The 24942-nt window shown below is 70.4% G+C and carries 24 protein-coding genes; 13 read left to right on the top strand and 11 right to left on the bottom strand.

Features of this window, described 5'->3' with window-relative positions:
- Positions 1 to 36 precede the first annotated feature (36 nt).
- The gene (locus F4559_RS17630; protein ID WP_184670072.1) at positions 37 to 2262 is read left to right on the top strand and encodes a hypothetical protein; all 2226 of its coding nucleotides are present in this window, start codon (positions 37 to 39) and stop codon (positions 2260 to 2262) included.
- Between the two features lie 160 nt (positions 2263 to 2422).
- Here the strand turns inward: F4559_RS17630 and F4559_RS17625 are convergent, their stop codons facing one another.
- On the bottom strand, positions 2423 to 3007 hold the full coding sequence (locus F4559_RS17625) for a helix-turn-helix domain-containing protein (RefSeq protein ID WP_184670070.1): 585 nt from the start codon (positions 3005 to 3007) through the stop codon (positions 2423 to 2425).
- Positions 3008 to 3077: 70 nt separating this feature from the next.
- Between F4559_RS17625 and ligD the strand changes: the two genes are divergently transcribed.
- Entirely contained in the window at positions 3078 to 4028 is a 951-nt protein-coding gene (gene ligD, locus F4559_RS17620; RefSeq protein ID WP_184670069.1) for a non-homologous end-joining DNA ligase, read from the top strand.
- Here the strand turns inward: ligD and F4559_RS35985 are convergent, their stop codons facing one another.
- A complete protein-coding gene (locus tag F4559_RS35985; protein ID WP_281386327.1) occupies positions 4029 to 4160 on the bottom strand; it encodes a hypothetical protein in 132 nt (43 codons plus the stop codon).
- A 152-nt stretch (positions 4161 to 4312) separates the two neighbouring features.
- Here F4559_RS35985 and F4559_RS17615 point away from each other — a divergent pair, with 152 nt between their 5' ends.
- Positions 4313 to 6346 (top strand): GAF domain-containing sensor histidine kinase, encoded by a 2034-nt coding sequence (locus tag F4559_RS17615; protein ID WP_184670067.1) that lies wholly within the window; start codon positions 4313 to 4315, stop codon positions 6344 to 6346.
- Here the strand turns inward: F4559_RS17615 and F4559_RS17610 are convergent, their stop codons facing one another.
- The 3 genes from F4559_RS17610 to F4559_RS17600 form a co-directional block, all read right to left on the bottom strand.
- A complete protein-coding gene (locus F4559_RS17610) occupies positions 6347 to 6982 on the bottom strand; it encodes a peptidylprolyl isomerase (RefSeq protein ID WP_376774718.1) in 636 nt (211 codons plus the stop codon). It lies immediately after the preceding gene.
- Between the two features lie 49 nt (positions 6983 to 7031).
- On the bottom strand, positions 7032 to 7580 hold the full coding sequence (locus tag F4559_RS17605; protein ID WP_184670064.1) for a hypothetical protein: 549 nt from the start codon (positions 7578 to 7580) through the stop codon (positions 7032 to 7034).
- Between the two features lie 123 nt (positions 7581 to 7703).
- Complete coding sequence (locus F4559_RS17600) at positions 7704 to 8336, bottom strand: TetR/AcrR family transcriptional regulator (RefSeq protein ID WP_184670063.1); 633 nt, start codon at positions 8334 to 8336, stop codon at positions 7704 to 7706.
- Positions 8337 to 8407: 71 nt separating this feature from the next.
- Between F4559_RS17600 and F4559_RS17595 the strand changes: the two genes are divergently transcribed.
- From F4559_RS17595 to F4559_RS17585, 3 genes are read left to right on the top strand one after another with little or no spacing between them, the layout of a single operon-like run.
- On the top strand, positions 8408 to 9373 hold the full coding sequence (locus tag F4559_RS17595; RefSeq protein ID WP_184670061.1) for an NAD(P)-dependent alcohol dehydrogenase: 966 nt from the start codon (positions 8408 to 8410) through the stop codon (positions 9371 to 9373).
- Between the two features lie 56 nt (positions 9374 to 9429).
- The gene (locus tag F4559_RS17590; protein ID WP_184670059.1) at positions 9430 to 10368 is read left to right on the top strand and encodes a hypothetical protein; all 939 of its coding nucleotides are present in this window, start codon (positions 9430 to 9432) and stop codon (positions 10366 to 10368) included.
- Between the two features lie 11 nt (positions 10369 to 10379).
- The gene (locus F4559_RS17585) at positions 10380 to 10787 is read left to right on the top strand and encodes a RidA family protein (protein ID WP_184670058.1); all 408 of its coding nucleotides are present in this window, start codon (positions 10380 to 10382) and stop codon (positions 10785 to 10787) included.
- Between the two features lie 46 nt (positions 10788 to 10833).
- On the opposite strand, the gene F4559_RS17580 is transcribed toward F4559_RS17585, so the two are convergent.
- The 3 genes from F4559_RS17580 to F4559_RS17570 form a co-directional block, all read right to left on the bottom strand.
- Positions 10834 to 12567, bottom strand: a complete 1734-nt coding sequence (locus F4559_RS17580; RefSeq protein WP_184670057.1) for a hypothetical protein — start codon at positions 12565 to 12567, stop codon at positions 10834 to 10836.
- Positions 12564 to 13505 (bottom strand): helix-turn-helix transcriptional regulator, encoded by a 942-nt coding sequence (locus F4559_RS17575; RefSeq protein WP_184670055.1) that lies wholly within the window; start codon positions 13503 to 13505, stop codon positions 12564 to 12566. The genes F4559_RS17580 and F4559_RS17575 overlap by 4 nt, the downstream gene beginning before the upstream one ends.
- 382 nt (positions 13506 to 13887) lie before the next feature.
- On the bottom strand, positions 13888 to 14994 hold the full coding sequence (locus F4559_RS17570) for a helix-turn-helix domain-containing protein (RefSeq protein WP_184670054.1): 1107 nt from the start codon (positions 14992 to 14994) through the stop codon (positions 13888 to 13890).
- A gap of 339 nt (positions 14995 to 15333) precedes the next feature.
- On the opposite strand from F4559_RS17570, the gene amcB reads away from it, so the two are divergent.
- Positions 15334 to 16473: a cyclophane-forming radical SAM peptide maturase AmcB gene (gene amcB, locus F4559_RS17565; RefSeq protein WP_221447266.1), complete on the top strand. Its 1140-nt coding sequence runs from the start codon at positions 15334 to 15336 to the stop codon at positions 16471 to 16473.
- The gene (gene amcA, locus F4559_RS17560; RefSeq protein ID WP_184676559.1) at positions 16430 to 16615 is read left to right on the top strand and encodes a multiple cyclophane-containing RiPP AmcA; all 186 of its coding nucleotides are present in this window, start codon (positions 16430 to 16432) and stop codon (positions 16613 to 16615) included. The genes amcB and amcA overlap by 44 nt, the downstream gene beginning before the upstream one ends.
- Here the strand turns inward: amcA and F4559_RS17555 are convergent, their stop codons facing one another.
- Positions 16616 to 17272: a pentapeptide repeat-containing protein gene (locus F4559_RS17555; protein WP_184670051.1), complete on the bottom strand. Its 657-nt coding sequence runs from the start codon at positions 17270 to 17272 to the stop codon at positions 16616 to 16618.
- A 340-nt stretch (positions 17273 to 17612) separates the two neighbouring features.
- On the opposite strand from F4559_RS17555, the gene F4559_RS17550 reads away from it, so the two are divergent.
- The 3 genes from F4559_RS17550 (at position 17613) to F4559_RS17540 (ending at position 20610) form a co-directional block, all read left to right on the top strand.
- Complete coding sequence (locus F4559_RS17550) at positions 17613 to 18275, top strand: alpha/beta fold hydrolase (protein ID WP_184670049.1); 663 nt, start codon at positions 17613 to 17615, stop codon at positions 18273 to 18275.
- Positions 18276 to 18389: 114 nt separating this feature from the next.
- Positions 18390 to 19817, top strand: coding sequence for a rifampin monooxygenase (gene rox, locus F4559_RS17545; protein WP_184675915.1), 1428 nt, complete (start codon positions 18390 to 18392; stop codon positions 19815 to 19817).
- A 214-nt stretch (positions 19818 to 20031) separates the two neighbouring features.
- Positions 20032 to 20610, top strand: coding sequence for a DUF4360 domain-containing protein (locus F4559_RS17540; protein ID WP_184670048.1), 579 nt, complete (start codon positions 20032 to 20034; stop codon positions 20608 to 20610).
- A 1-nt stretch (position 20611) separates the two neighbouring features.
- Here the strand turns inward: F4559_RS17540 and F4559_RS17535 are convergent, their stop codons facing one another.
- Together F4559_RS17535 and F4559_RS17530 are read right to left on the bottom strand one after the other, a co-directional pair.
- Positions 20612 to 21175, bottom strand: a complete 564-nt coding sequence (locus F4559_RS17535; RefSeq protein WP_184670047.1) for a hypothetical protein — start codon at positions 21173 to 21175, stop codon at positions 20612 to 20614.
- A gap of 69 nt (positions 21176 to 21244) precedes the next feature.
- On the bottom strand, positions 21245 to 22435 hold the full coding sequence (locus F4559_RS17530; protein WP_376774717.1) for a S8 family peptidase: 1191 nt from the start codon (positions 22433 to 22435) through the stop codon (positions 21245 to 21247).
- A 244-nt stretch (positions 22436 to 22679) separates the two neighbouring features.
- Here F4559_RS17530 and F4559_RS17525 point away from each other — a divergent pair, with 244 nt between their 5' ends.
- Both F4559_RS17525 and F4559_RS17520 read left to right on the top strand, forming a co-directional pair.
- The gene (locus F4559_RS17525; RefSeq protein ID WP_312865704.1) at positions 22680 to 23672 is read left to right on the top strand and encodes an isopenicillin N synthase family dioxygenase; all 993 of its coding nucleotides are present in this window, start codon (positions 22680 to 22682) and stop codon (positions 23670 to 23672) included.
- Positions 23654 to 24913, top strand: coding sequence for an O-acetylhomoserine aminocarboxypropyltransferase/cysteine synthase family protein (locus F4559_RS17520; protein WP_376774716.1), 1260 nt, complete (start codon positions 23654 to 23656; stop codon positions 24911 to 24913). The genes F4559_RS17525 and F4559_RS17520 overlap by 19 nt, the downstream gene beginning before the upstream one ends.
- Positions 24914 to 24942 lie beyond the last annotated feature (29 nt).

The raw sequence follows: 24942 nt of genomic DNA, 5'->3' as shown, positions 1-24942 counted from the left end.
CTCGGATCATTGAGGACCGTTGGGGGGCGGCGTCCGATGAGCGATGTCGAGTTCGAGTTGTGGTTGTCCCTGAGAGAGGCACGCGTGATGGATCACGCGCGGTCGCGGACGGAGTTGCTGGACGACGTCGTGCGCCGAGCCGACGGCGCGGACGTGCCGCGGGCCGCCCTGCTGGCCCGCCGGATGCTGGCCGAGGCGCACCGCACCGACGGGCGCTGGGACCTGGTCTTCGACCTGTTCCGCCGCAGTCTGGCCGAGTACGACCGGCAGCCGTGGCGGTACGCGCCCGGCGACGGGGTCGACCTGCTGCGCTGGTACGCCTCGCTGGTCGAGAGCATGGCGCACTTCCCGGACATCGGCCTCGACGAGATCGGCGACGCGTTGCGCGACGTCGAGGAACGTTTCCGCGTGGCCGGGATGAACCTGCACGACGTGCACGCCGCCTACCGGGGCATCGCGGCGCACCGGGGCGACTGGGCCGCCGAGGAACGCGCCCACTTGCGCTGGCGCGCGACCGCCGACGTCGACGAGGACGAGCGCCGGCTGCTGCTCACCGGCATCGACCGGCTGCTGGCCAGAGGGCGGCCCGGGTGCGCGCTGGAGGCCGCCGCCGTGCTGCTCGACGACCCGGAGGTGTGCGGCGAACCGCTCGTGCTCGCGCGGTCGTTGGTGCTGTTACCCCTGGCCCGTGCGGGACGGGACGCCGAGGCGGCGTTGACCTACCGGCGGCTGGTGCGAGGGCTCGCCGGCGAGGAGGCGTCGCTGGAGGAGCACGGCCGCGTGATCGAGTTCTGCGCGTTGACCGGCAACGAGGGCGCGGGCGTCGACTGGCTGGGACCGCTGCGGGACCTCGAATCCCGGCGCCGCCCGTTCGCCACGATGGAGTTCGCCACGGCCGTCGCGGTACTGGCCGGCCGACTGGTCGTGGTCGGCCGCGGCGAGTCCGTGCTCGACCTCGGACCCGACCACTCGGTGTCGTTCCGGGACCTGGCCGCGCGGATGCGTGCGACGGCGCTCGACCTCGCCGGGTGGTTCGACCGGCGCAACGGGACGACGTTCCAGGGCGATCGCGTCCGGGCGCGGCTCGTGGCCGAGCCGGTCCGGGACTTCCTGCCGTTGGCGCCGACCAGCAGACCACCGCTGGACTTCCGGCCGCCGCCTGGGCTGTCGGACGCCGACCTGCTCGACCGGGCGGCGTGGCACGACCTGCGTTGTGAACCCGAAGAGGCGCGGGCGTGTCTGGCCGAGGTGTCGGCGGACCTGCCGTCGTTCCTGGCCGCGCGACGGGTGGAACTCCAGGCCCGGTTCGTCCAGGGGGACGACACCGAGGAGCTTCTGCGGTGGGCCGCGGAGACACACGCCCGGTGTGGCGACCGTGCCCGGCACCTGTTGGCGTTCTGCTGGTTGGGGCTGTGGATCGCGAACGTCGGGCGGCCGGACGAGGGGATCGCGACGGTGTCGCGGGCCGTCGCCGACCTGCGGCTGCTCGGGGACGACTCGGCGTGCGCCTGGGGTGAGCACTGGTTGGCGTACGTGCTGGTGGGCCGGGGACATCGGGCGGAGGCGTTCGAGGCCCTGCGTCGTGGTGTCCACCACGCGGCGGCCGATCCGCTCGCGTTGGGGTCGTTGCGTTGTCTGGAAGCCGCCTGGCTCAACGACGACGATGCCGATGCCCGGGTCGTGATCGGTCGTGCTCGGGCGGCGTTCGACGCGTTGGTGTCGGCCGGGGCGCCGGAGAAGGCGATCGAGGCGGTGGAGCAGTTGCGGGTGGCTTACGAGCGTGCCTCGGCTGTCGACGAGTTCCGGTCGTTTGTCGAGGATTGGTTGGTGGCGTTGCCTTCGCCGATGTTCGACCGGCTTAGGGGGCATCTGCATCATCTGCGTGCCCTGTCGGGTGTCGGTTCAGGTGTCGGTGGGGTTGCCGATGATCTGAACGAGGCGATCGGGCAGGCTGCGTTGCGGGACGCGGACACCGTGGAGCAGTGGTACCGGTTGGCCAACGCGGATCATGCCGAGGGGCGGCACGAGGATGCGGTGGACGCGGGGCTGCGTGCGGCGAACTGGTTGGACCACCTGCGGGACACGGTGGATCAGGGGTGGTCGGAGTGGGCGGACCAGGCTCGGTTCCTGGTCGCCGAGAGCTATCGGGTGTTGGGGGATCGGGAGGCCGCGCTTCGGGAGTTTCGGCGGTTGGCGGCGGGGGACGGGGTGTTGGCGGCTTCCGCTTTTGTCGCCGGGGCTTCTCTGCTCGACGGTTCTTGAGGTTCGTGTCTTCGCGTGGTCGGGGTTGGTTCGGACACCGCGAGTTATACGTTCAGGCACCGCGAAATGTGCGTTCAGGCACCGCGAAATGTGCACTCGGGCACCGCGAAATGTGCACTCGGGCACCGTGCGTGGGCAACGGGGTCGTGTGGAGCGCGGGTCAGGGCTTTTTGGGGTCGGCCCTGGCTCGCAGGTGGGCGCGTTCGCCCTGTTTGCCGAAGATCGACAGCAGTTCCACCGGTTCCGGGTCGGCTGAGCCCAGGGCGTGGGGGATGTGGGTGTCGAACTCCGCTGCCTCGCCCGGGACCAGGACCATGTCCCGGTCGCCCAGCAGTAGTCGCAGTCTGCCGTTGAGGACGTACAACCACTCGTAGCCCTCGTGGGTGGTGGGTTCTCCCATGGGTCTGCCGCCGGGCATGATGACCTTGAACGCCTGGAGGCCGCCTGGCCTGCGGGTCAGGGCCACGTACGAGATTCCGCTCCGATGTACGGCCCGCATGTGCACGCGCGGGTCGCCGGTCTGGGGGGCGCCCACCAGTTCGTCGATCGCGACGCGGTGTGCCTGGGCGATCGGCAGCAGCAGTTCCAGGGTGGGTCTGCGCCTGCCGTTCTCCAGCCGTGACAACGTGCTCACCGAGATCCCGGTCTCCGCCGACAGGTCGTCCAGGGTGATCCCGCGGCTCTTGCGGGCGGCCCGCAGTCGGGGGCCCACACCGTTCAGCACATTCTCCAGGTCGCCGTCCACCGGACCAAGCTTGCCGGCATCCCGTCGGACGCGAATCGCCGGAACCGGTCGACGCGGTTACCTTCCCCGCATGGGTACGCCACCCACCGTGGAATTCGAGGTCGACGGGCGCACCGTGCGGATCTCCAACCCCGACCGCGTCTACTTCCCGGCACGCGGCGAGACCAAGCTCGACCTGGTCCGCTACTACGTGGCGGTCGGCGACGGGATCGTGCGGGCGTTGCGGGACCGGCCGTGCATGCTGCATCGGTTTCCCCAAGGGGTGACCGGGGACAAGGTGCACCAGAAGCGACTGCCCGGCGGTGCGCCGTCCTGGGTGCGCACGGTCCGCGTGCACTTCCCCCGCTACAACCGGCATGCCGACGAGTTGTGCGTGGGCCATCTGGCGGACGTGGTCTGGTCCGTGCAGATGTCCACTGTGGAGTTCCATCCGTGGAACTCCCGCGCCGCCGACACCGAGGCGCCGGACGAGTGGCGCATCGACCTGGACCCGATGCCCGGCTGTCCGTTCTCGCGCGTGCGCCGGGTGGCGGCGGTCGTGCGCGAGGTGCTGGCCGAACTCGGCGCGACGGGCTGGCCCAAGACCTCGGGCGGGAAAGGGCTGCACGTGTACGTGCGGATCAAGCCCGACTGGGGTTTCCGCGACGTGCGTCGGGCGGCATTGGCGTTCGCCCGTGAGGTGGAACGCCGCCTGCCCGCCGACGTCACGACCGCGTGGTGGCGGCGCGACCGTGATCCCGAGGCCCTGTTCATCGACTACAACCAGAATGCCAGGGACCACACCATCGCGTCCGCGTACTCGGTGCGCGGCACCCCCGAGGCCATCGTCTCGACGCCGATCCGCTGGGACGAGGTCGAGGACGTCGACCCGCGCGACCTGACCATCGCCACGGTCCCGGCCCGGTTCGCGGAACTGGGCGACCTGCACGCGGGCATCGACGACGCGCCGTTCGCGCTCGACGCGCTCCTGGAGTGGGCCGACCGCGACGGCACCGACCTGCCGGACCTCGACCCGGCCTGATCACGTCGCGGGCAGGTCCTCCGGCCGGTCCTCGTCGACCACGGGCTCGTCGGGCGTGCCGTCCACCGGGTCGTCCGCCTCGGCCAGGCGGTCACGGGCCTGCTGGGCGGTCAGGCGCAATCGGACGGTCATCGTCGTCTCCTCGGTTCGGCTGTCCACCGCGGTAGGCATGCCCCCTGTGACGCCCGTCCAATCGCCACTCGATCGGGCGAATTCGGGCAGTAGGGGTCGACGTCGGCCGATGGAGGGGCGGATACCGGGGACGAGCAGGGGTCGGAACATCCATGGACGAGTTCGAACGGTTGGCGGCACTGCACGAGTACGGGTTGCTCGACACCCCGGCCGATGAGGAGCTGTCCGCCGTGGTGCGCGCCGCGGCGGTCGTGGCCGGGGTGCCGACGGCGACGCTGAACCTGCTGGACGCCGACCGGCAGTGCCAGCTCACCACCACCGGTTTCGCGGGCGCCGACTCGCCGCGCCAGGACTCGCTGTGCAACGTCGTCGTCGCGGGCGGCGAAGCGGTCTACACGCGCGACGCGAGCGCGGACGGCCGGTTCGCGGCCAGCCCGTGGGTCACCGGCGTGCTCGCCGACGTCCGCTTCTACGCCTCCGTGCCGCTGACCACGCCCGAGGGCCACGTGCTCGGCACGCTGTGCGTCTTCCACGACCAGCCGGTCGACCTCGACCGGACCCGGCTCGACGCCCTGCACGACCTCGCGATCGTGGTGCTGGCGCTGTTCGAACGCCGCCGCCAGGCCCGCCTGTTCGCCGACCTGGCGGCCGAGACCGAGGCGCAGCGCGAGCTGGCCGCCCGCTACGCGGGCGAGCTGGAAGTCCGCCAGGAGCTGATCAACGCCGTGCACGAGACCGCCGGCGTCGCCATCGTCGCCTGCGACCAGGACGGACACCTGACGCTGTTCAACCGCACGGCCCGCGCCTGGCACGGCCTGGAGGCCGACGCCGGCCTCGACCCCGACCAGTGGTCGGCCCGCTACCACCTGCGTGCCGCCGACGGCATCACGCCCCTGAACGCCGACGATGTGCCGTTGCGGCGCGCGCTGCGCGGCGAAACGGTCGAGAACGTCGAGATGGTGATCGCGCCCGAAGACGCCGACCCGATCCGGGTGCTGTGCACGGGCCGGGCGCTGCGCCGGGCCGACGGGACGCCGCTGGGCGCGGTCGTGACCATGTCCGACATCACCGCCGAGCGGACCGGCCGCGAGGACATCGCCGACCGCGAGCGGCTGCTGGCATCGATGCTGGACACGACGACGGACGCGTGCGTCGCCACCGACTCGCGGGGCGCGGTCACCGCGTGGAACCCGGCGGCCGAGGCCATGTTCGGCTGGCGGGCCGCCGAGGCGTTCGGTCGTCGGCTGACCGACCTGATCATCCCCGAGCGCCTGCGGGCCGCCCACGACCAGGGGCTCGCCCGCCGTGCCGCCGGGAGCGAGGCCCGGCTGACCGGTCTCGTCGAGGTGCCGGCCGTGCGTCGGGACGGCAGCGAGCTGCAGGTGGAGTTGAGCCTGGGTTCGTTCACGTGGCGCGGCGAGCGGCGGTTCCACGCGTTCCTGCGCGACGTCACCGAACGCGCGGCGGCCCGTGCCCGGTTGGCGGCGGCGAACGTCGAGCTGACCGAGGCCAACGCGGAACTCGACCGGTTCACCGCGATGGTCGCCCACGACCTGAAGTCGCCGTTGACCACCATCACCGGCTACACCGAACTGCTCGCCGAGCGCGACGACGAACGCGAACGCGTGCCGCTGGCCGCGATCGGCCGGGCCGCGACCCGCATGCGCGTGATGATCGACGACCTGCTCGACTACGCGCGGGCCACGCACGAACCGCTCGACCTGCGCCCGGTCGACGCGGGGGAGACCGTCGACCTGCTCGTGGACGAGATGGACCCGGAACGGTCGGTGCGCGCCCGCGTGACCCGTGACGTGCTGCCCCCGCTGTGGACGCACCCGACGCTGCTGCGCCAGGTGTTGGCCAACCTGATCGACAACGCGGTCAGGTACACCGCGCCGGACGTGCTGCCCCGCGTGCACGTGAGCGCGCAGGAGGGGCCGGCCGGCACCACGATCCGGGTCACCGACAACGGCATCGGCATCGCGCCCGAGTCCCGCGAGGACGTGTTCGACCTGTTCCACCGGGAGCGGACCGGGGACGGCTACCGGGGCACGGGCATCGGCTTGAGCACGTGCCGGCGGATCGTGGAGCGCCACGGCGGGCGCATCTGGATCGAGCCGGGCTCGGAACGGGGCACGTCGGTGTGCTTCACCGTCCCGAACCCGGTGGCGCTGGTGGCGTCGTGATCAGTCGAGGACTTCCGCCCGGTGGATCCGAACCGGTCGTTTCGGCGGGCCGTCCTGGTCGGTGTCGTCGATGCCCGCCGCGACGATCCGGTCCAGCGTGTCCAGGCCGTGCACGACTTGGCCGAGCACGCTGTACACAGGCGGGATGTCCGCGCGTGAGTGCACGATGAAGAACTCGCTGCCGTTGGTGCCGGGTCCCTGGTTGCCCATGGCCACCGTGCCGCGCGGGTAGGTCTCCTTGCCGGTGACCTCGTCGGCGAACCGGTAGCCGGGGCCGCCCTCCTCCTGGCGGACGAGGTCGCCGCATTGCAGGACGCCGAGCCGGGGCGAGTCCGTCAGCCGGAAGCACTGCGTCCGGTCGTAGAACGACTTCCGGGTCAGGTGCACGAAGTTGTGCACGGCGCAGGTCGCGTTCGCGCGGTCGAGTCGGATGACGATCCGGCCGTAGTTGGTGTGCAGCGCGACCACGGCCTTGCCCTTGGTCGAGGCTTTCGGGCGTGGCGGGCGCACGGGTTTCGCCGCCGGGTTCTCCGGCGTCGGGATGAACTCGCACCGCTTGGTTCCCGGTGTCCCGGTGGCCGCGGCGGCGGGCGCCGCGACCACCGAGAAGGCGATCATGAGGACGACCAGAACCATTCGCATGGGCTCGACGCTAGGGCCCGGTCGCTGTCCCCTGAACCGCCGCTCAGCCGGGCTTGGGCGCGTCCACGTGGTGGACCTTGAAGCCGCCCTTGACCACGGTGGTGAACGGTGCCGCCGCCATGCACGGGCGCACGTCGGTGCCGTCGACCAGGCCCCACGAGAAGCCCATGCGGTCGGGGTGCCCGTCGAGCACGCTGAAGCCCAGGCGTTCGCCGTTGGGCACCTGGCCGTGGGAGGTGGCCGTGACCAGCGCGGTGAGCGTGGCGGACGGGCCGCCGGTGAGCAGGCAGTCGACCTCGGCCTCGGCCGTGTAGGTCGTGCCCCGGATGACGTGCGAGATGCGCACGGTGCCGCGGGCGTCGGTGGGGCGGCCGTTCGGCGAGTCCGGCGTGATCCGGGTGAACGGCGCCGCCTGGGCGTCGAACTCGAACTTGATCTCTTCGGTGGGCACGTAGTGGTAGCGGACCTGGGCCGAGCCCGTGACGCTCGCGGGCCGGCCCCGGTCGGCGTCGCCGTCGGCGGGCGACGCGCTCGCGACCGCCGCCCCGGTGAGCAGGACTCCGAGCGTGGCGAGGGTGAGTAACGACTTCATGTCCTCAAGATCGCGTGTCGTCCCTGAGGGCACGCTGAGGACCTGAGAACCCGCTGAAACCCCCTCGCGAGTCCTCCGCTCGGACACCCCGAAATACGCACTCGGGCACCTCCCTTCGGGTGATCAGCCGAGCCGCGCCTCCAAGCCGTCGAGGACGAGGGCCAGCCCACGGTCGAACTCGGCGCCGTAGGAGTAGCCCGGATCCGTGATCTGTTCCGCGACCAGTTCCGCGAGGTGGGGGTAGTGGTCGGTGGGCAGGTCGAGTTGTGCCACGAACTCCGCCGCGGACTCGCCCGGTTCGAACGGGAGGTTCAGTTCCGTCAGCACGAAGCCGAACACGTAGGCGTCGAGCACGGAGTACGCGCTGGCCGCCAGCGCGACCGGGAAACCGTTGCGGCGCAGGCAACCCAGCACGGCGTCGTGGTGGCGCAGCAGCCACGGTCCGGGTGAACGGCGCGATTCGATCAGGCCCAACGCCCACGTGTGTCCGGAAAGGACGGTCCGGACGGACGTGGCGCGGTCGGCCATCGCCGTGCGCCACGGTGCGTCCACGTCGGGCAGGTCGATGCGGGCGAAGATCCACTCGGTCAGGCTGTCGAGGAGGGCGTCCTTGCCGGCGACGTGGTGGTACAGGGACATCGCTTCGACGCCCAGTTCCCGGCCCACGTTGCGCATGGTCACGTGGGCGAGCCCGCCCCGGTCGGCCACCTGTGCGGCGGCGTCGACGACGCGGGCGTGCGTGAGGCGTGCGGGCATCTCGGAAGGACCTCCTTGCGACCTTACGGGTGTAAGGCTACCGTTCCGGCTTACAGGTGTAAGGAGAGGGTATGCGCGCAGCGGTTGTGGACAGGTACGGACCACCGGAGGTCGTGCGGGTCGCGGAGGTCGCCAGGCCCGTGCCCCGGGCGGGCGAGGTCCTGGTGCGGGTGGAGGCCGTGGCGGTGACGTCGGCCGACGCGCGCATCCGAGGAGCGCGGTTCCCGTCCGGTTTCGGGGTGTTCGCGCGGTTGGCGTTCGGTGTGGTCCGTCCACGTCGGAAAGTCCTCGGTGGAGCGTTCTCCGGAGTGGTCGTCGAATCGGCGGCCGAGGGTTTCACCGCCGGAGACGAGGTGTCCGGCATGACGGGCGTCCGGTTCGGCGCGCACGCCGAGTACGTCGCGGTATCGGCGGCGAGGGTCGCCCGCAAGCCCGCGGCGGTGCGGCACGACGACGCGGCGGCCCTGCTGTTCGGCGGCGGCACGGCGTTGCACTACCTGCGGGACAAGGGTTCCCTCGCGGCCGGGATGTCCGTCCTGGTCAACGGCGCGTCGGGTGCGGTCGGTACCAACGCCGTCCAGTTGGCCAAGTACTTCGGCGCCGCGGTGACCGGCGTGACCAGCGCCCGCAACGCCGATCTGGTGCGCGGCCTCGGCGCCGACCACGTGATCGACTACGCCGACGGCGGCCTCGTCCGCACCACCGACCGGTTCGACCTGGTCCTGGACACGGTCGGCACCCTGTCGATCGCGTCGGGCCGCCGCCTGCTGACCGACCGCGGCCGACTGCTGCTCGCCGTCGCCGGCCTGGGCGACACGATCCGCGCCCGGGGGAACGTGGCCGCCGGTCCCGCACCCGAGCGGGCCGCCGATTTCGCGTTCCTGCTGGACCTGGCCGCGCAGGCGAAGATCGTCGCCGTGATCGACGCGACGTACGGCCTCGACGACGTCGTGACGGCCTACAAGCGCGTGGACAGCGGTCGCAAAGTGGGCAACATCGTGCTCCGCCCCGCGCGGAACCCGCCCGAAACGCCCTGACCTGTCGTACCGCCGGGGTACCGTGCGCCGCAGGTCGCCGGGTTTCGGGAGGCAGGGTGTCGGTGCGCGCGGTGTTGGTCGTGGCGGGTCTGGTCGGTGCCGTCGTCGCGCTGATCCGGCGGAGACCACGGGTCGCGCCCGGCTACACGGCCATCCCGCGCACGCACTTCCTGCTGCGCGTGCCCACCGGGATGGCGGTCGACCCGGCGCTGCCCGGCCTGGTCAGACCCGGAGCGGGCACCTCGGTGCTGGTCGCCGTGAACCCGTTGACCCCGGACGCGGACGCGGAGGAGATCCTGACCGACCTCGCCACCGGCTTCACCGGGGTGCGGGCCGCCGCACAGGGGTTGGAACTGGACCGTCCACAACGGTTGGAGGTCGCCGGTTTCCCGGCGGTGGCCACGACGGGCATCCAGCGCGTGGGGGATGCTCGGGTGCGTAAGGCGGTTGTGGCTCTCATCACCGACGACGAGTTCGTGATGCTGACCGCGACGTTGGCCGACGACGACCCGTTGAGCACTCCCGAGGCCCTGGCCGTCCTCACCGCCGCCCGGCGCGGCGCCACCCGCGCGCCCGGCGACCTGGGCTTCGACGTCACCCCGGCGCCCGGCTACCACCGCTCGTCGCACCCCGGCTCGGCGCTGCTGCTGACGCTGGGCCCGGAAACAGGCGATGACGTGCCCGTTTTCGTCGTGGCCGCGTCCGTCGACGACGTGGCGACCCCGGACGAAGACCGCCGGGACGCGGCCCTCGGGCGCTTCGCCGCCCTGCCGTCCACGCCGACCGTCGACGACGCCGCGGCGGTGGAGATCGCGGGCCTGCCCGGCTACGAGATCACCGGCCGGGGCACCGGCCGGTGGGAAGCGGTGTACTGCACGGTCCTCTTCCGGCCCGCCGGCTACCTCGTGCTCAGCGGCTGGTACGACCCCTTGGTCCACGACGACCAGCACCCGGCGTTCCGGGCGATGGCACGATCGTTGGTACTCACCCGTTGACGAGGAGAAGCATGACAGTCACGCGCATCAACCCGCCCGGCCTCCCGCAGGTCGAGGCCTACCGCCAGATCGCCGTCGCGACCGGCTCGCGGACCGTGTACGTCGCGGGCCAGGTCGCCGTCGAGGCGGACGGGACCCTGGTCGCGGCCGGCGACCTGGAAGGCCAGGTCGAGCGGTGCTACCTCAACATCGCCACGGCGTTGGCGGGCGCGGGCGCGACGTTCGACGACGTGGCCAAGGTGACGATCTACATCGTCGACTACACGCCGGACAAGCTGGCGCTGTACAACGCGGGCGTGGCCCGTGCCGCCGAGAAGCTGGGCGTCCGGCCGCTGGCGGCCGGGACGCTGATCGGCGTCACCGCGCTCGCCTCGCCCGACTTCCTGGTCGAGGTGGACGCCGTCGCGGTCGTGGACTGACCTTTTCGGACCTCCCGGCCGGCCACTCCGCGGCCGGCCGGGAGATCTACAGCCCGTCCGCCGGCAGCCCGTCCGCGGTGATGGCGAACCGCCATGTCCGTTCGGCGTCCCCGCGCAGTTCGGCCAGGTTGAGGACGCGGAACACGTTGCCGGCGGCGATCGACTGCCGCCACAGCCGTTCCGCGCCGAGCACGTCGCCCACCTCCTCCCGGCCGACCGCGAGGTGGAAGAACGGCCACAGGTAGCCCGCCGCGGCGGCCTCGACCGCGATCCGCTCGGCGGCGGCGAGGTCGTCGCCCGCGTCGTCGAGGCGCGCGGAGAACGCGTCGAGCGTGTCGTCCCACACGAGTTCCTCGCCGTTCTCCCGCGTCCCCTCCTCGGCCTCGACCCACCACAGCGACAGGTCGAATCCGGTGTCCCCGTCGTCGATCTTGCGGCGCAGGCGCTCGACGGCACGGTCCAGCCCGGCGCGTTCCGCGATCGACAACGCCTCGGCATGCTCGCCCGCGTTCTCCAGCAACGTGACCAGCATGCGGGCGGACCCGAGGTCCCCCAGATCGAGCGCCCTGGCGGACAGCCGCGTCGCCGGGCCGAACCTGCCCCGTCGCATGGCGGCTTCGGCCAGAGTGGACAGGACTGCGGTGTCCGGGACCACGTCGACGGTCGCCGACCACAGGCTGTCCCGGGGCTGCACGGCCACCCGGCGTCGGCCCAGGTGGTTCTCCAGGTAGTCCGCGAGCCGGTACCCCGAGCCCGACGGGCGCAGGGGACCGGGCACGCCGAACCCGCCGACGCGCACGTCGGTCTCGATCACGTGTCGCACCCACCCGACGCCGGGCGGCAGCCGGTCGTGGTCGGCGTCGTCGAGGTAGTCCCGGGCGGCCTGTTCGAGGAACGCGAGGGACAGCACGGTCGGCATGCCCATGCGCCGGGCGTCGGCGGCGGCCTCCAGCACGGCCCGTGCGGCGGGCGATCCGGTGGTATAGCGGTCGACCAGGTAGCGGGCGCCGGCCAGGAAGGGGATCGGGCGGTCCTCGACCAACGCCACCGCCCAGCGGGCATCCGACTGCGCGGCCTCCTCTGCCCGTGCGCGTTCGCCCGCGTCGAGCGTCGCGGCGACGGGGATGACGTCGGCCCGGCGCAGCAGCTCCCTCGCCTGGGCGTAGTGATCGGGACCTCCGGGCGGTGGCGGTCCCGTCAACGCCTGCCACCGGTCGTGCTCGTCCCAGATCGTCGCGAGGATGAGGACACCCTCGACCGGAGCGGCCACCAGGCCGCGGAGTGCGATCGCGGCAGCACGCCACCGCGGCTCTTCTTCGCGGACCAGGAACCGCTGCAACTCGTTGAGCCAGACCACGGTCCGGGGTGCGATCCCGGCCTTCAGGCCCTCGACGAGCTGCTCGCCGTCGAGCGGGTGCCACAGCCGCCATCCGGCGCCGAACGAGTGCAACGACTCCCAGCACGCCCGCGTCTTGCCACTGGACGAGCCCCCGACCAGGACCGCCATGCGACAGGCGCCGTCGCGTGCCGACGCCGCGATCCCGGCGAGCCGGTCGTCGAACGTCCGGCGGACGTAGGCGGTCAGCTCTTCGGTGGGCGTGGACCCGACCGTGAGGGCAGGGTGCACCTCGTACGCCTCCGCACCCGAGACGAGGGCGTCCGCCAACGCGACGCCGGGCGGCCCGGCCTTTCGTTCGGGCCCACCGCCGAGGTACACGTCCCGCCCGGCCTGCACCACGATCCCCGAGCCGGAGGCGACGGCGTTCTGGTCGGGGTTCACGGCATCGCCCGGTGGTCGAGGGCCGCGGCGAACCGGTCCGCCACCGCCGCCACCGCGGCACGCAGCGCGTCCCCGCCCTCGACGCGGAACGGGAACGGCATGGCCGCGAGCCACTCTTGGGCGTACATGGCCGGGTTGCCGGTGCTGCCGACCAGCACGCACCCGTCGCCCAGGGGTTCGAGGCGGCCCATGGGCGGGCGGACCCAGTGTGCGACCGCGTCCAGCGGCGCGTCGAACACCACGCGGGTGGGGTGTGCCCAGCCCCGGCCCAGGTTCTCCTCCAGCGTCGCGACCGGGTCGAGGTCGGCGGGCGGCTGGAATTCCCGCGCGGTGCGCACCACTGCCCGAATCCGATCCACGCGGTACGTGCGCACGGCGTCCGCGCGGTGCGAATGGCACAGCAGGTACCAGCGACCATGGCGGACGACCACCGCCCACGGGTCCACCTTGGCCCGCCACTCGTCGCCCGACGTGCCGCGGTAGGCGATCACCACCCGGTGGCGGGCCGCGACGGCCGCGACCAAGGCGCTCGCCGTGGCCGGGTCCGGCCGGGCCGCCTGCCGGTCCGGTGCCGTGGCGGCGTGCTCACGCAGCACGGCGGCGTGGTGCGCGATGTCCTCGGGCAGCGCCCGCAGGACCTTCGTCAGCGCCGAGTCGGTGGCCGTGGGATGGCTGTCGAGCACGGCCATGACCAGGCTCAGCACCTCGTCCTGGGTGAACACGACCGGAGACAGCCTGGTGCCGCGCCGGAGGCGGTAGCCACCGTGCGGTCCCCGGGTCGAGTCGACCCGGATTCCGGCCTCCCGCAGGATGCCGACGTAACGCCGGGCGGCGCGTTCGGTGACACCCAGGCGTTCGGCGAGCTGGTCGGCCGTCGTGCCGGGACGGGCTTGAAGAATCTCCAGGGCGCGTAAGGCTCGTGCTGTGGGACTGGGCACGCGGGCAGGCTAGTGCGTTGACCAGTCGGGTTCACCGGAGGTCGTCCGGGTCCGCGTCCGCAGGAAGCCGATGATGTGTCGGTGGAGGGACTCCGGGTTTCCGAGAGGCTCAGCGTTTCAGCGTGATGTCTCGGAGTTCGCGAACCAGGTGGGAAGCGAGGACCCAGGAAAGTGCGGGATCGTCGAACGTGACGATGGTGGGTTTCCATGCCCGTACGCCGTTGGGTGAGGTGGCGTGGAGTGCGCCGTGGACTCCGATGATGGGTGCGTTTCGTACGCGGACCATGGCGTGGCCGCGTCGCAATGCGGGGCACTGGCGGGTGGAGAGCGTGAGGCAGTCGGTGCAGACCTGGCAGACGAGGCTTGGCCGGCTTCCGGTCGACTACTCAGAGTAGTCGCCGATGAGCGTCGCGACGGTAGACAAGCGCAAGCTCGTCCGTGCCGACGGCATGGCCGCCGCAAAGCCTCGCGCGTCGCTCAGCGTCGCCCCGGCGGCGTCCATCTGTCCCGATCGTGCGTATGCCTCAGCTAGCCAAGTCAGGTAGAGCGCAACCTCACGAGCCTGTTCGACCGGGTAGGTGGCGATAGCTGCTGAGAGCAACGGCTCAGCCTTATCGGGCGCACCCAACTCGATCATGCAGCGACCCGCCATCACATCGATTTCGGCTCTGTTGAGCCAATAAACCCACTCAGGCTCGGGAAGGCCATCTGTCCGACGCTCGTACGCGTCGTCCACCTCGTCCAGCGTTCGCCGCGTTGCTTCGCGGTCTCCGACCCGCGCACTCGCCCATGCCACGCGTTCAAGGAGGAGGGCTCGCACGACTGGCGTGGCATCGCGGGCGCCATGCGTCGCCGTGCGTGCCAACAGCAAGGCGTCTTCGGCGTTCCCGACGTTCGCCATCTGGTAGCTGAGCGACGAAAACAGTTGTCCCCCAAGGACGAAGTCGTTCGCGGCCTCTGCCGCCGAGACTCCTGACAGGTACACGCGCTGAGCCTCCGCGTGAAGCCCTGCGTCGCTCGCGACCCAACCGGCAAGCTGAGCCAGTTCCCCCGTTGCCGTCAGCAACCTCGAACCGATGATGTCGGGGTAGGAACTATTGCGCACCAACGCTTCTGCCTCCGCGAGTTCCTTGCGGACGGCAGGCAGCAGATCCTGGCTTCCGACTACATCGTCAAGGTGTCGCAGTTCGACCACTCGGGCGTCAAGGGCGTCCGAGAGGGTCGTCCCCACCCTTCGCCCGCTTCGGGTCTGCTCGACCATCGGAGACTGAGCAACCAGCCACTCATGTGCCCGACGAACCGCGTCACTCCCGATCGGTACTCCCAAATATTGCTCATAGGCCGCGATGACGTCCGGTGCAGGAGATCGTTTGCCGTTCTCAATGAGGCTCAGATACGACCTGCTGTAGTGGGCCGCTTGCGCCATTCGGGCGAGACTCCACCCGGCGGCACTACGGGCCGACTTCAGTGCGTCACCTAACTCGGACATGATGCCCCCGATTGTCAACGTCTGTAAACACCGCATCCAGCATAAGGGCTCTGGTTGCCTGTTAGAAAGGATGTCGGTACTTCTCCCGCACATGAAGAACGTCTATGCGACCAGATCCCCGGGGGTGTTCGTGCAACTCGCAACATGGGAACGACGCAAGCTTGTTTTCCGCCTGGGCGGACTACTCGACTTGGTGCGAGGATCCACAGGATTCACGGACGACGAAAGTGCCCCCGCGATGGTTCGACCGTACTGCGTTGCTGCCGAGGCGACCGGGCGAATTCAGTCGGTGAATGCCTGCGACTCGTTCGGTCCTGGCACTGTCCGAAGGGTGAGAACGTGAACCGCTCGGTTTTATCGGGGAACGAGCTTTTTCTGCCCGCCCGTGCGGTGGTTCTTCAGCCTGAAACTCTTTGCAACCTGGACTGTTCGTACTGCTATCTGCCTTTTCGGCAGCGTCGAAACAGGATGTCGATCGAAGTTGCGCAAGCAGTTGCGGACTCTATTCGCGCGTGGACGGCGTCCGCCACCGTGGAGGTTTGTTGGCACGGTGGCGAACCTCTCGCGACTGGCCGAACCTATCTGTCGAAGCTCATGGACTGCTTCAACGGGATGGACGTCAAACACAGCATTCAGACGAATGCGACGCTGATCAATGAATCATGGTGCCGGTTCCTTGCAGGCCGGCAGGTGCATGTCGGGGTGAGCATTGACGGGGACAACTCCGACAACGTGAATCGTGTAGACCGTAGCGGACGTCCAGCATACGGCAAAATCGTTCGCGGAATCCGGGAACCGGTGGACCACGGGCACGAAGTACACGCAATTGCGGTCGTGTCCGATCCGAGCGCCGAGCGGGCACGCAGACTCTATGAGTTCGCGGCCAGTCTCGGAATCTCGGAGCTGGGAGTCAACATCGAGGAACAGGAGGGGGTGAACGCCACCGTAAACGCGCACGACCGCGCAGAGGTCATTGGGTTCTGGAGTGAACTCACACGTATTTGGGCCGAAAATCCTGTACTGCGAATACGTGAAGTGGCAAGGTCCCTGGGGTGCATCGGCGCCGTACTTCGGGATGACTCGACTGTGATCCGCACCGGACCGGCGATCGACCCACTGCCGACTGTCGGATACGACGGGTCGGTGACGTTGATACCCCCCGAGTTGGCTGGATTCAGCGGTCCGCACGGAAGCTTCGCGACCGGAAGCATTCTGGTCGACAGCTTGGACAAGATCATAGCTCGTAGTGAGGGGTCCCGCTGGATCGCCGAGTTCGCACGGGGGGTGGAGAACTGCCGGGCGTCGTGCGCGTTCTTCGACTTCTGCGGCGGTGGACATCCAGCGAACCGCTATTTCGAACTGGGCCGGCTGGACACCACCGAGACGAACTACTGCCGAAACAGCAAGATCGCCTTACTTGAAGGGGTATTGAAGAATGCGCAGCCCGACGCCGCTGGTCGAACGCATCCGCTCGCGTGAGAACGGGTTCGCGCCGTTGCTCGCGCTCGGCACCGGTACCGCTCCCGCGCGAGGCGGGAAGTTCGACAACCGGCCCACGTGGGACAACGTCCCGAATCCGTTCGACAACCGGCCGACGTGGGACAACTGGAACAAGAAGTAGCTAGTCCACGGTCAGGCCGGCTTCCCTGGCGAACTGCACCCCCAGGGTTCCGGCCTGAACCGGGTCGATACGGGCACCGCGCAGAGTCGATAGCCCGTTTCCGCCCACCAGGCGGGACGAGGTGAAGTCGCAGCCGACCGCACGGATGGCCGCAAACTCCACATCGACAAGATCGCAATCATCGAACACGATGTTGGACAGGTCGCCACCGAAGGTGGCTTCGCGGAAGGAACACCTGCGGAACACGGCCGCGTTCTTGATCTTGTCGAACCGCATCGATGCGAAATCGAACCGGCAATCCTCGGCGATCAGATCGGCTGCCATGGTGAAGACCACTCTGAGGCCGATTCCCTGACAACGGGTGAACTCCACCCGTCGCGCCGTGGTGTCAGTCAATTCGGTGTTCGCCAGTACTGCGCCGGCGAAGCGCACATCCGATAGGTCAACCGGGGCGAGACGAGAACCGGATAGGTCGACAGGGCCGACCAGGGATCGGACAATAGCGCCTTCGCCTGAGGTATCGACCTGTGCTCCCTTCTCTATGTGGACGGAATCGAAGTCGAATTCGCCACGGAACGCGGCATCGACCTCCGTCAAGTCGTCCGGGTCGATGTTGGCGCGTTGAACGGTTTTCCCTGCCACGGTCTCGAAATCCATGCCGGCACCGTAGCGCACACAGCAGGTGCATGGCCGATGCGACTCCCTTCAGACACAAGACCCCACGCGACCGAAGTCGCGTGGGGTGCCTGTGATGCACAGCAGGCAAAGCAGCGCGGATGGGCGGGCCACCGCAGACCCGGATCGGGACGACTGTCGGGCAGGAGCACGACGGCCACGTCCGACCGATACGGAGACAGGGGTGGGTCTTGGTGGCAGTGCACCCGACCCGGCGCAGGTCCGCGGTCGAAGTACTGGCTACCCGGGCACGTACGGAAGCGGATCGTCCGGAATCGGTCCTAGCCTGGTGCCGACCGGCCACATCGGAGGAGTGAAGATCATGGACATCCTGCTCGTCGGCGGACTGTGGCTCGACGGGTCGGTGTGGGACGACGTCGCCGCCGCGCTCAGGTCGCTGGGCCATCGACCCGTGCCGGTGACCCTGCCCGCGCACGCCGGGGCCACGCTTGACGACCAGGTGGCGGCCGTGCTCGCCGCCGTCGACGCGGCGTCCGGCGAGCCCGTGGTGGTCGGGCACTCGGCGGCGGCCACGCTCGCGTGGTTGGCGGCCGACGCGCGACCGCCGGCCGTTTCCCGGGTCGTGCTCGTCGGTGGATTCCCCGCCGCCGACGGCAGGCCCTACGCGGACTTCTTCCCGTTGCGGGACGGGGCCATGCCGTTTCCCGGCTGGGCCGCGTTCGAGGGTCCTGACTCGGCCGACCTCGACGAGGCGACGCGGCGGTCCATCGAGGACGCGGCGATCCCCGTGCCCGAAGGTGTCGCGACGGGTGTCGTGCGGCTCACCGACGAGCGGCGGTACGACGTGCCGGTGGTGGTCGTTTGTCCGGAGTTCGGCCCGGAGCAGGCGCGGAAGTGGGTCGAGGCGGGCGAGGTGCCCGAGTTGGCGAAGGCCGGGCGGGTGGAGTTCGTCGACATCGACTCCGGCCATTGGCCCATGTATACGAAGCCGGTGGAACTCGCGCGTCTCATCGCGCGTTCGTGACAGCTTCTTCCCCCACTTCAACGTATAACACAGAGGGGGTCTTGTGGCAAGACCCCGTTCCCGGCGCAGAATTCCCGGCCGTAGCCAGGAAATTTCGTGAACAGGGAGAACTCCTTGATCGACGTGATCATCGCCGGTGGCGGACCGACCGGGTTGATGCTCGCCGCCGAACTGCGCCTGCACGGCGTCCGGGTCGTCGTGTTGGAACGGGAACCGGCGCCGACGCCGCACGTGCGGGCACTCGGTCTGCACGTGCGCAGCATCGAGGTGATGGACCAGCGCGGCCTGTTGGAGCGTTTTCTCGAACACGGCACCAAGCACGTGGTCGGCGGTTTCTTCGCCGGTCTGGCCGCGCGGTGGCCTGAAGGGCTCGACACCGCGCATTCCTACGTCCTGGGCATTCCCCAGCCCGTCACCGAAAGGCTGTTGACCGAGCACGCCGTCGGACTCGGCGCGGAGATCCGCCGGGGCGTGGAACTGGTCGACCTGGCGCAGGACGACGACGGCGTCACGGTCGATCTCGCCGACGGCACGGGCCTGCGGGCCCGTTACCTGGTCGGTTGCGACGGTGGCCGCAGCACCGTGCGCAAACTGCTGGGCGTGGCGTTCCCCGGCGAACCGACGCGGGTGGAGACGCTGCTGGGCGAGATGGAGTTGACCACTCCGGCCGACGAGGTGACGGCGAAGATGCTGGAGGTCCGCAAGACCCAACTGCGCTTCGGTCTCGGCTCGCTGGGCGACGGGGTGTTCCGCGTGGTCGTCCCGGCCGACGGGGTGTCCGAGGACCGGGGTGTCGCCCCGACGCTGGACGACTTCCGGCGGCAACTGCGCGCCTACGCGGGAACCGACTTCGGTGCCCACTCGCCGCGTTGGCTGTCGCGGTTCGGCGACGCCACCAGGCAGGCCGAACGCTACCGCGTGGACCGGGTCTTCCTGGCCGGCGACGCCGCCCACGTCCACCCGCCGACCGGCGGCCAGGGCCTGAACCTGGGCCTCCAGGACGCGTTCAACCTGGGCTGGAAGCTCGCCGCCGCGGTCGGCGGGCAGGCACCCGAGGGACTCCTGGACACCTACGAGTCCGAACGCCACCCGGTGGCCGCCGACGTCCTGGACAACACCCGGGCCCAGATGCACCTGATGTCCACCGAACCCGGCCCGCAGGCGGTCCGCCGCCTGCTGTCGGAGCTGGTCGCCATCGAGGAGGTGAACCACCGGTTGATCGCGAAGATCACTGCGATCGACGTCCGCTACTTCGGCGACGACGACTCGTTGGTGGGACGCCGCCTGCGTGACGTCGAGTTGAAGCACGGTCGGCTCTACGCCCACCTGCACGCGGGCCGTGGTCTGCTGCTCGACCAGACCGGGGGCCTCTCGGTCGCCGGGTGGGCGGACCGGGTGGACCACCTGGTCGAGGTGAGCGAGGAACTGGACGTGCCGGCCGTGCTCCTGCGGCCGGACGGTCACGTGGCCTGGGTGGGCGAGGACCAGCGGGACCTGGAGGCCCACCTGCCCACGTGGTTCGGGGCGCCGCGAGGGGAGTGAACCGGTCGGCCGTGCGGAACTTCCGTCGACCACAATCGACACGGAGTTCCGCACGGATTCGTGGCCGGGGTGAATCTCTCGATTTAGCGGAGGCGAATGGCGCATCTGCCCGATACCGCGTGGATCGCCTTCGCGGGGGAATCCGGGTTTCGGAGTGCGGGATACGGTGGAACGTCGCCGGAACGCGCATTCCGAGGGGTTCGTCATGATGATCATGGCAGCGCTCATTGCCTTGTCCACCGTCGTGCCGGTCGGGCAGTCCGTGCCGCCGGTCGCCGTGGACGTGGTGGTGGTGTCCGGCTCGCCGGGCTGCACCCCGCTGGCCGTCGCGGTCGGGCCGGACGGCAGGACGGTGAGCGCCGCCTACGGCCGGTTCGCCGCCGAGGCCGGTGGTGGGGCGAGTCCGGACGCGGCGACGCGGAAGTGTCGGGTGCTGCTCCGGGTGGTCCCGCCCCGGGGCTACACCTACGGCATCGCGCGGGCCACGTACGCCGGTTTCGTCGCCCTGCGGCCGGGAGCGACGGCACTGCACCGGGCGAGTCTGCGCGTCCAGGGCTCGCCGACCCCGATCACGCGGGAGTCCTGGTTCACCGGGCCCGTGTTCGAGGAGTGGACGGCGGACTACCTGCCCGAGCCGTCGGCGATCGTCTACGCCCCGTGCGGCGGCGGTGCGACCTTCGACCTGTCCTCGGAACTGAAGGTCGACCCGGGCACCGCCGATCCGACCGTGCGCGACGTGATCGAAACGGACAGTCCCTACCTGAAGTACGTACTCGCGACCCGGTCCTGCTGAATCAGCCGGTCCACACCTCACGCCACCGGCGGGCCACGTGCGCAGGCTCCCGGGGGCGTCGGGTCGACGGGTCGGTGTCGGCCACGCCGCACGCCGGGCAGACGAGGTCGAAGGTCGGCGCACCGCAGGCCCGGCACGAGTCGGAGTGGACCGGCCGGGACTCGTGCCCGGCCAGGACGCGCACGACCACGACGACCAGGCGTTCGGTGGGGTGGGTGGTGAAGTCGGGGCAGAAGGCGAGCAGCGTGGAGTTGCGCCACCGGTCGACGGGCAGCGGGGTCCGCCGCCCGACGGACTTCTCCGCCCGGCGCCGCGTCCGGTAGGCGCGCGTGACCCGCTGCCAGACCTCGCGGGCCTCTTCCAGTTCGTCCAGGGCGCGTACCAGCGCCGCCGGGTCGTCCTCGGGACGGGCGGGCACGGCCGCGTTGACGACGAGGTGGTGCCAGGTGGCCAGGAATCCGTAGGGCGCGAAGCGCAGGACGCATTCCCTCAGCGCCCACGACCTGACCTTCGGGGCCAGGGAGTCGTCACGCACCTTGCGGGCCGCGGAAGGGAAAGAGGACACCTGGGCACAGTAGGACGGCACGGCCCGACGGTGATCCGTCGGGCCGTGCCTCGGGGTGGGGTCAGGGTGTCAGGGCGCCAGGTAGAGGGTGCGGTTCGGGGTGCCCGAGCCGGGGTTCTTGACCAGGTTCGGGGTGCTCGAGTCGATCAGCGCCTTCTGCACCTGGGCCGGGGTCGCCGACGTGTGCGTGGACAGGTATGACGCGGCGGCGCCCGCCACGTGCGGTGCCGCGAACGACGTACCGTTGCCGGTGTAGGTGGCGGTGTCGTTGTCCTTCCAGGCGGACGTGATGCCCACGCCCGGCGCGAACAGGTCGACGACCGAGCCGTAGTTGGAGAACGAGGCCCGTGCGTCGGTCTTGTCGGCCGCCGCCACGGTGATCGCTTCGGTCACGCGGGCCGGGGAGGTGCTGGACGCGTTCTGGTTCGAGTTGCCGGCCGCGATGGTCCACGTGATCCCGGCCGTGATCGACTTGCGCACGGCGGTGTCCACGGCGGTGGACGCGCCGCCGCCGAGGCTGGCATTGGCGACCGCGGGCTTCTTGGCGTTGGCCGTGATCCAGTCGATGCCCGCGATCACGCCGGCGGTCGTGCCGCTGCCGTCGGAGCCGAGCACGCGCACCGGGTACAGCAGCGCCTCCTTGGCGACGCCGTACTTGGTGCCCGCGATGGTGGCGGCGACGTGGGTGCCGTGGCCGTAACCGTCGTCGCCGTCGGTGTCGTTGTCGATGAAGTCGTAGCCCTGCCGGACCCGGCCGCCGAAGTCCTGGTGGGACGCGCGGATGCCGGTGTCGAGCACGTAGACGTTCACGCCACGCCCGGTGTTGGCGTAGGAGAACTTGTTGTCCAGCGGCAGCTTGCGCTGGTCGACGCGGTCCAGCCCCCACGACGGCGGGTTGGTCTGCACGCCGTCGGCGCGCACCGTGCGGTTCTGCTCGACGAGCGCCACGGCCGGGTCCGCGGCCAGGCGCTTGGCGTTGCGCTCGGACAACGTGACGGCGAAGCCCGAGACGCCGCCCGAGTAGACGTGGTCGACCTTTCCGGCGAAGCGGCCGGCCAGGTCGCCCGCGGTCCGCTGTTCCGCGCCCCGGCCGTTCTTCAACAGCACGACGAAGCTGTCCCGGATCGAGTCGGCGGCGCCGAGACCGACGACCTCGCCCTCGGCGGCCTGCGCCGGAGCGGCGCCGATCGTCACGGCGGCGAAGGTGGCCGCCAGTGCGGCGACGGCCGTTCCCACCTTCGTGACGCCCACAGTCCTGATGCCCACTGGTGAACTCCCTCGCATTCGTTCCGCGGTCTGCGCCGCGGTGGTGCCCGGAATCGACGTTAGGGGTGGCCGGAACCGCCTGAAAGCTTTTGCGTTTTACGGGTTTTACATTTCATTTGCAGTTTTCGGAAGTTCCTCGTTACTGCGCGCGCCTATTCCGGTTCACCGGAACGTGCAAGCGTGTCCGTGATGTGGGAAACCGGTCGTCGCCGGGTCGCCGGGCCTACGCTTCGCCCCTGTGAGCACCGCGCTGCCGCTGATCGACATCTCCCGGTTCCGCGACCCGTCCGCCGACCGTGCCGCGTTCCTCGCGGAACTGCGCGAGGCGGCCCACGTGACCGGCTTCTTCTACGTCGTCGGCCACGGCGTGCCGGCGGAGCTGACGACCGGGATCTTCGACGTGGCCCGGAGGTTCTTCGCCCTGCCGCTGGAGGAGCGGCTGGAGATCGAGAACGTCGGGTCGCCCCAGTTCCGCGGGTACACGCGGACCGGCCACGAGCGCACCGGCGGCACGCCGGACTGGCGCGAACAGCTCGACATCGGCCCCGAACGCCCGGTCGTCGACCTCGGACCCGACGACCCGCTGTGGTTGCGCCTGATCGGACCCAACCAGTGGCCGGCCGCCCTGCCGGAACTGCGCGCGACGACGTTGGCGTGGCAGGCCGAGGCGTTGCGCGTGAGCCGGGAGGTGTTGCGGGCGCTGGCGGCGTCGTTGGGTCAGCCCGAGGACTACTTCGACCGGTGGTTCGACGACGAGGCGTCGACGCACGTGAAGATCGTCCGCTATCCGGGCCGGCCGGACCGGGACCAGGGCGTGGGAGCGCACAAGGACTACGGCTACCTGGCGCTGCTCCAGCAGGACGACGTCGGCGGGCTCCAGGTCCGGTCGGGCGACGGCTGGATCGACGCCGTGCCGGTGCCCGGCAGTTTCGTGGTCAACATCGGCGAGATGCTGGAGATCGCCACCGGCGGCTACCTGACCGCCACCCGGCACCGCGTGGTCAGCCCGCCGGTCGGCGTCGAGCGCTACTCGGTGCCGTTCTTCCTCGGCCCGCGCCTGGACGCCGTGGTCGAGCCGATCGACCTCCCGCCCGACCTGGCCGCCGCCGCGCGCGGCGTCGCGCAGGACGCCGACAACCCGCTGCACGCCGCGTTCGGCGAGAACGCCCTGGTCGGCTGGTTGCGTTCGCACCCCGAGGTGGCCCGGCGGTGGTGGGGCGACGCGACGTGACCCGGCGGTGGTCGTTCGAGACCCGCCAGGTGCACGCTCCGGCCGTGCCGCTGTACCAGAGCACGTCGTTCGTCCTGGGTTCGGCCGAGCACGCGGCGGACGTGTTCGCGTTGCGGGACCTCGAATCCCACGCGTACACCAGGCTGTCCAACCCGACCACGCAGGTGGTCGAGGAGCTGGTGGCCGACCTGGAGGGCGGCGGCGCGGCCGTCGCGGTGGCCAGCGGGCAGGCCGCGACCGCGTTGGCGGTGCTCAACCTCGCGCGGTCCGGTGACCACGTGGTGGCGTCGGCGTCGCTGTACGGGGGGACGTACACGTTGCTCGCGCACACCCTGGCCGACTTCGGTGTGACCGTGGACTTCGTTCGTGACCCGGACGATCCCGATGCGTGGCGTGCGGCGGTGTCGCCGTCCACGCGGGCCTTTTACGCCGAGACCGTGGGCAATCCGCGTGGTGACGTGCTGGACGTGGCGGCGGTCGCCGGTGTCGCGCACGAGGCGGGCGTACCGCTGATCGTGGACAACACCGTGCCGACGCCGTACCTGGAACGGCCGCTGGAACACGGCGCGGACATCGTGGTGCACTCGACGACCAAGTTCCTGTCCGGGCACGGCACGGGCATCGGCGGCATGGTCGTCGACGGCGGTCGGTTCGACTACGGCGCGGACGCGGAGCGCTGGCCCGGTCTGACGCGTCCCGATCCCACCTATGACGGGTTGGTGTTCACCGAGGCGTTCGGTGACCTCGCGTACGCCTTGAGGTTGCGTGCCCGGCTGGTGCGCGACCTCGGGCCGGCGGTGTCGCCGTTCACCAGCTTCCTGTTGCGGCAGGGCATCGAGACGTTGTCCCTGCGGATGGAACGGCACACGTCGAACGCTCGGACCGTCGCCGAATGGTTGCTCGCCCACCCGAGGGTCACCGCCGTGCACTACGCCGGGTTGCCGTCGAGCCCGTGGCACGACCGGGCGGCGCGGTACCTGCCCCGGGGCGTCGGCGCGATCGTGGCGTTCGAGCTGTCCGGCGACGCCCGGGACTTCGTGGACCGCCTGGAGCTGTTCAGCCACCTGGCCAACATCGGGGACGTCCGCAGCCTCGTGATCCACCCGGCGTCGACCACGCACGCCCAGCTCTCGCCGGACCGGCAGCGGGCCGCCGGTGTGACGCCGGGACTGGTCCGGCTCTCCGTGGGATTGGAGAACGTGGCCGACCTCATCGGCGATCTCGATGGCGCGTTGGCCTGAAAGCCGGAATTTCACACCAAGAGGAAACG

Source organism: Saccharothrix violaceirubra, assembly GCF_014203755.1.
In the GTDB taxonomy this organism is placed as follows: domain Bacteria; phylum Actinomycetota; class Actinomycetes; order Mycobacteriales; family Pseudonocardiaceae; genus Actinosynnema; species Actinosynnema violaceirubrum.
This window is presented reverse-complemented; position numbering and strand designations above follow the sequence as displayed.